Raw genomic sequence first — 4,571 nt, forward strand, 5'->3', positions numbered from 1 at the left:
CGCCCGGCGGGTCGAGCGTGAGAGGGCTCGCGCCGACCGGCCGGACACCGCCGAACGCGACGCCGACGAAGTACGCAGCCGTATGGCCTCGCTCCAGCGGGGCTGGCAGCGCGGCCGCGAGGAGAACGCCGAGGGCGACGACGCCCGAGACGTCTCAGCACCACGAGGAACGACAGAGGGGGACGGTCGATGACCGCACCGAAGGCCGAAGGGCCCACCGCGACCGGCACGTCCGGCGAGCTGAACTGGCTCCTGGACGACCTGGTGGAGCGCGTCGCCAGCATCCGCAAGGCGCTCGTGCTCTCCGGCGACGGACTGCCCACGGGCGTCTCCAAGGAGCTCACCCGGGAGGACAGCGAGCACCTGGCCGCCGTCTCCTCCGGTTTCCACAGCCTCGCCAAGGGCGTCGGCCGCCACTTCGAGGCGGGCAACGTCCGTCAGACCGTCGTCGAACTCGACGAGGCCTTCCTCTTCGTCACGGCCGCCGGCGACGGCAGTGCCCTCGCCGTCCTCGCCGACGCGGAGGCCGACATCGGGCAGGTCGCCTACGAGATGACGCTGCTGGTCAAGCGGGTCGGCGTACATCTGGGCTCCGCCCCACGCACCGATCTGCCCCAGGGCGGGTAGTGGGATGGCATGAGCCGAGACGGTCAGGGAAGAAGCCACTGGTTCGACGACGAGGCCGGACCGGTGGTCCGTCCGTACGCCATGACGCGCGGCCGGACCAGCCACGCGGTGCAGCACCGCCTCGATCTGATCGCCGTGGTCGTCGCGGAGCCCCACGTCGACGATCCGGAGGACGACCACTCGCTGTCCCCGGAGCACGTCCGCATCGTGGAGATGTGCCGTGACACCCCGCAGTCGGTGGCCGAACTCGGCGCCGAACTGGACCTGCCCGTCGGAGTGGTCCGGGTCCTCGTCGGCGACCTCGTCGACGAGGAACTGGTCCATGTGAATCGTCCAGTTCCGCCTGCCGAACTGGTGGACGAGAGTATTCTGCGCGACGTGATCAGCGGCCTCCGGGCGCTGTGAGCAGGCCGCGGTCCGCCGTCGCGCGACAACCATCCAGCAGGAGAAGAGACCGATGATCCTCGGGCGCACTGAGCGCGGCACACCTCCGGTCGAGCCCGTCACGCTCAAGATCCTCGTGGCCGGCGGCTTCGGCGTGGGCAAGACGACCCTCGTCGGCGCGGTCAGCGAGATCAAGCCGCTGCGCACCGAGGAGGTGCTGACCGAGGCGGGCCGTCCGGTCGACGACACCACCGGTGTGGAGGGCAAGCACACCACCACCGTGGCCATGGACTTCGGGCGCATCACCCTGCGCGAGGACCTCGTCCTGTACCTCTTCGGCACGCCCGGCCAGGACCGCTTCTGGTTCCTGTGGGACGAGCTGGCGTCCGGCGCCCTGGGTGCCGTGGTGCTCGCCGACACCCGCCGCCTGGAGGACTGCTTCGCGGCCGTCGACTACTTCGAACGCCGCTCCATCCCCTTCGTCATCGGCGTCAACTGCTTCGACACGGCGGCGCATTACCCGCCGGAGACCGTCCGCCAGGCCCTCGACCTCGACCCCGACGTCCCGGTCGTGCTGTGCGACGCGCGCCGGCGGGAATCCGTCAAGGACGTCCTGGTCGCCGTCGTCCGGCATGCGATGGCGTACACCGCGGAGCACCGCCAGACCGTCACGACCTGAGCACGGCCCGTACCCCCGCCGACCGGGGTACGGGCCGTGGCCTCCGGGTGTGCTCTCAGTCGGCGTCGTCCTCGTGCCAGCCGAAGCTCTTCTCCACCGCCTTGCGCCAGTTGTGGTACTCGCGGTCGCGGACGGAGTCCTCCATGGACGGTGTCCACTCGGCGTCCTTGCTCCAGTGCGACTTCAGCTCGTCCAGGTCGTTCCACACCCCGGTCGCGAGCCCGGCCGCGTAGGCGGCTCCCAGACATGTCGTCTCGGAGACCCGGGGGCGGATCACCGGGACGCCCAGGACGTCCGCCTGGTGCTGCATCAGCAGATTGTTCCTGGTCATGCCGCCGTCCACCTTGAGGGTCGTGATGCGCACCCCCGAGTCCTGGAACATGGCGTCCACGACCTCCCGCGTCTGCCAGCTCGTAGCCTCCAGCACCGCCCGCGCCAGGTGCGCCTTGGTGACGTACCGCGTCAACCCGGTGACGACCCCGCGGGCGTCGGAGCGCCAGTACGGGGCGAACAGCCCCGAGAACGCGGGCACGATGTACGCCCCGCCGTTGTCGTCGACGCTCGCGGCCAGCGGTTCGATCTCGTCGGCGGTACGGATGATGCCGAGCTGGTCACGGAACCACTGCACCAGGGCGCCCGTGATCGCGATCGACCCCTCCAGGCAGTACACCGGCGCCTCGTCGCCGATCTTGTACCCCATGGTCGTGAGCAGTCCGCTCTTCGACGCCACGGGCCGGTTGCCGGTGTTGAGCAGCAGGAAACTGCCGGTGCCGTACGTGTTCTTCGCGGTGCCCACGTCGTAGCAGGCCTGCCCGAACACGGCCGCCTGCTGGTCGCCGAGTGCCGACGCCACGGGGACGCCCGCGAGTTGGCCCACGGCCGTGCCGTACACCTCGGCGGAGGACCGGATCTCCGGGAGGACGGCCTGCGGCACGTCCATCGCGGACAGGATCGAGGGGTCCCACTGGAGGGTCTCCAGGTTCATCAGCATGGTGCGCCCGGCGTTGGTGACGTCGGTGACGTGCCGACCGCCGTCCGTCCCGCCCGTGAGGTTCCAGATCAGCCAGGAGTCGATCGTGCCGAAGGCGATCTCGCCGCGTTCGGCGCGAGTCCGCAGGCCCGGCACGTTGTCGAGCAGCCAGGCGGCCTTGGGACCGGAGAAGTAGCTGGCCAGCGGCAGACCGGTCTGCTCGCGGAACCGGTCCTGCCCGTCGGGGCCGCCGAGTTCGTTGCAGAGCGCGGAGGTCCGCGTGTCCTGCCAGACGATCGCGTTGTGCACGGGCTTGCCCGTGGCCCGGTCCCACAGGACGGTCGTCTCGCGCTGGTTGGTGATGCCGAGCGCGCTGATCTGGTCCGGGCGCAGACCCGCCTTGGCGATCGCCCCGGCGACGACCGCCTGCACCTTCGACCAGATCTCGGTGGCGTCGTGCTCCACCCAGCCCGGCTTGGGGAAGATCTGGCGGTGTTCGCGTTGGTCCACGGCGACGATGGCGCCGCCCCGGTCGAAGATGATGCAACGGCTGGAGGTGGTGCCCTGGTCGATGGCGGCGACGTACTTCTGGGCGTTGTCCGGCATGACATCCCCTTACGTCTTGCGTCGATACACGTCTTGCGTCGCTACGCGCTTCTCGTCTCCGCGCGTGGTGCGTCTCTGCCCGTCTTGCGTCCCTGCGCGTCTTGCGCGTCTCTACGTCGTTTCCTGCGTCGATGCGGGTGCTACGGCGGTGAGTCAGAACGCCGCGTTGTAGACGAGGCCAGCGAGGACCCCGCCGACCAGCGGGCCGACGACCGGGATCCAGGCGTAGCCCCAGTCGGAGGTGCCCTTGTTCGGGATCGGCAGGAAGGTGTGCACGATGCGCGGGCCGAGGTCACGCGCCGGGTTGATCGCGTAGCCGGTGGGCCCGCCGAGGGAGAGGCCGATGCCCACGACCAGGAACGACACCAGCAGCACCGAGATGCCGGAGCCGTAGACGCCGGCTTCCTCGCCGGGGATCTGACCGATGCCGATCCCCGTGTTCCGGCCGAAGGCGAGGATCGGGAGCACCAGCGCGATGGTCGCGATGATCTCGGTGATCAGGTTGGCGACGGGGTTCCGGATCTCGGGGATGGTGGAGAAGATCCCGAGGGTCGGTGTCGGCTCGTCCGCCGTGCCCTCCGTGGTGCCCTCCTTGCGGATGTTCGCCTGGAACTGCGCGAGATAGACCAGGTAGGCGAGGACCGCGCCGAGCATCGCGCCCACCATCTGGCCCAGCAGATACACCCAGACCTTGTCCCACGTACCCGTGTCGACCGCGACGCCCACGGTCACCGCCGGGTTCAGGTGCCCGCCGGACAGGGGAGCGGCGGTGTAGGCGCCGGCCAGGACGGCGAAGCCCCAGCCGAACGCGATGACGATCCAGCCCGATGCCCTCGCCTTCGAGAACCTGAGGGTGACGGCGGCGCACACACCGGCGCCGAAGAGGATCAGGATCGCCGTACCGATGACCTCGCCGAGGAATATGTCTCCGTTGCTCATGGCGGCTCCTAGGCCCCGGCCCGGGGTGATCGACCCCGGACCATGCGTGCAGGGTGCGTTCCCATGGCTACTTCAGCCGAAGGCAGGGAGAGTCCCGCGCCCCGCCCGGCGTCCGTGACGAGCGTGCCGTAGCAGCCGAATCGCCCGTGAGGGACGGCCCGATAGGCAGGCGGGAGACCCGAGCGGCGCAGTGCACAAAGACGCCCGAATGCGGCGATGCCGACTGACACCGGAAGTGTTCACCGGCACCCAGGGGGCGTCAAGGACACGGACGAACAATGCTGACGAAGGACCGCCCGACACACCGGCCACCACGACGGCCCGGCAGCGCTGGAGGGGCGCGGCTCGGGGGCTCGGTGGTGGGGG

Annotated in this window: 6 protein-coding genes; 4 read left to right on the forward strand and 2 right to left on the reverse strand. The window is 69.9% G+C overall.

The window, feature by feature from the left end:
- The 4 genes from AOK23_RS49105 to AOK23_RS39215 all read left to right on the forward strand — a co-directional run.
- A partial coding sequence (locus tag AOK23_RS49105; protein ID WP_157878290.1) for a hypothetical protein occupies window positions 1-193 on the forward strand: 193 nt, incomplete at its 5' end.
- A complete protein-coding gene (locus AOK23_RS39205) occupies window positions 190-627 on the forward strand; it encodes a roadblock/LC7 domain-containing protein (protein ID WP_055717220.1) in 438 nt (145 codons plus the stop codon). The genes AOK23_RS49105 and AOK23_RS39205, both read left to right, overlap by 4 nt.
- 9 nt (window positions 628-636) lie before the next feature.
- Window positions 637-1,032 carry a DUF742 domain-containing protein gene (locus AOK23_RS39210; RefSeq protein ID WP_055541244.1) on the forward strand — a complete coding sequence of 132 codons (396 nt, stop codon included), beginning with the start codon at window positions 637-639 and terminating at the stop codon, window positions 1,030-1,032.
- A 52-nt stretch (window positions 1,033-1,084) separates the two neighbouring features.
- Window positions 1,085-1,690: a GTP-binding protein gene (locus tag AOK23_RS39215; RefSeq protein WP_055717221.1), complete on the forward strand. Its 606-nt coding sequence runs from the start codon at window positions 1,085-1,087 to the stop codon at window positions 1,688-1,690.
- A gap of 55 nt (window positions 1,691-1,745) precedes the next feature.
- Here AOK23_RS39215 and glpK read toward each other — a convergent pair whose 3' ends face one another.
- Together glpK and AOK23_RS39225 are read right to left on the reverse strand one after the other, a co-directional pair.
- On the reverse strand, window positions 1,746-3,266 hold the full coding sequence (glpK, locus tag AOK23_RS39220) for a glycerol kinase GlpK (protein ID WP_055717222.1): 1,521 nt from the start codon (window positions 3,264-3,266) through the stop codon (window positions 1,746-1,748).
- Between the two features lie 153 nt (window positions 3,267-3,419).
- Window positions 3,420-4,205 carry an MIP/aquaporin family protein gene (locus tag AOK23_RS39225; protein ID WP_055717223.1) on the reverse strand — a complete coding sequence of 262 codons (786 nt, stop codon included), beginning with the start codon at window positions 4,203-4,205 and terminating at the stop codon, window positions 3,420-3,422.
- Window positions 4,206-4,571: the final 366 nt, after the last annotated feature.

The sequence above is a fragment of the Streptomyces torulosus genome, assembly GCF_001419765.1.
Lineage (GTDB): Bacteria > Actinomycetota > Actinomycetes > Streptomycetales > Streptomycetaceae > Streptomyces > Streptomyces torulosus.

Bases quoted from the DNA above. Each gene is read 5' to 3' on its own strand.
- AOK23_RS39215 (WP_055717221.1), top strand. From the start codon at position 1,085: ATGATCCTCGGGCGCACTGAGCGCGGCACACCTCCGGTCGAGCCCGTC.
- AOK23_RS39225 (WP_055717223.1), bottom strand. From the start codon at position 4,205: ATGAGCAACGGAGACATATTCCTCGGCGAGGTCATCGGTACGGCGATC.
- glpK (WP_055717222.1), bottom strand. From the start codon at position 3,266: ATGCCGGACAACGCCCAGAAGTACGTCGCCGCCATCGACCAGGGCACC.
- AOK23_RS39205 (WP_055717220.1), top strand. From the start codon at position 190: ATGACCGCACCGAAGGCCGAAGGGCCCACCGCGACCGGCACGTCCGGC.
- AOK23_RS39210 (WP_055541244.1), top strand. From the start codon at position 637: ATGAGCCGAGACGGTCAGGGAAGAAGCCACTGGTTCGACGACGAGGCC.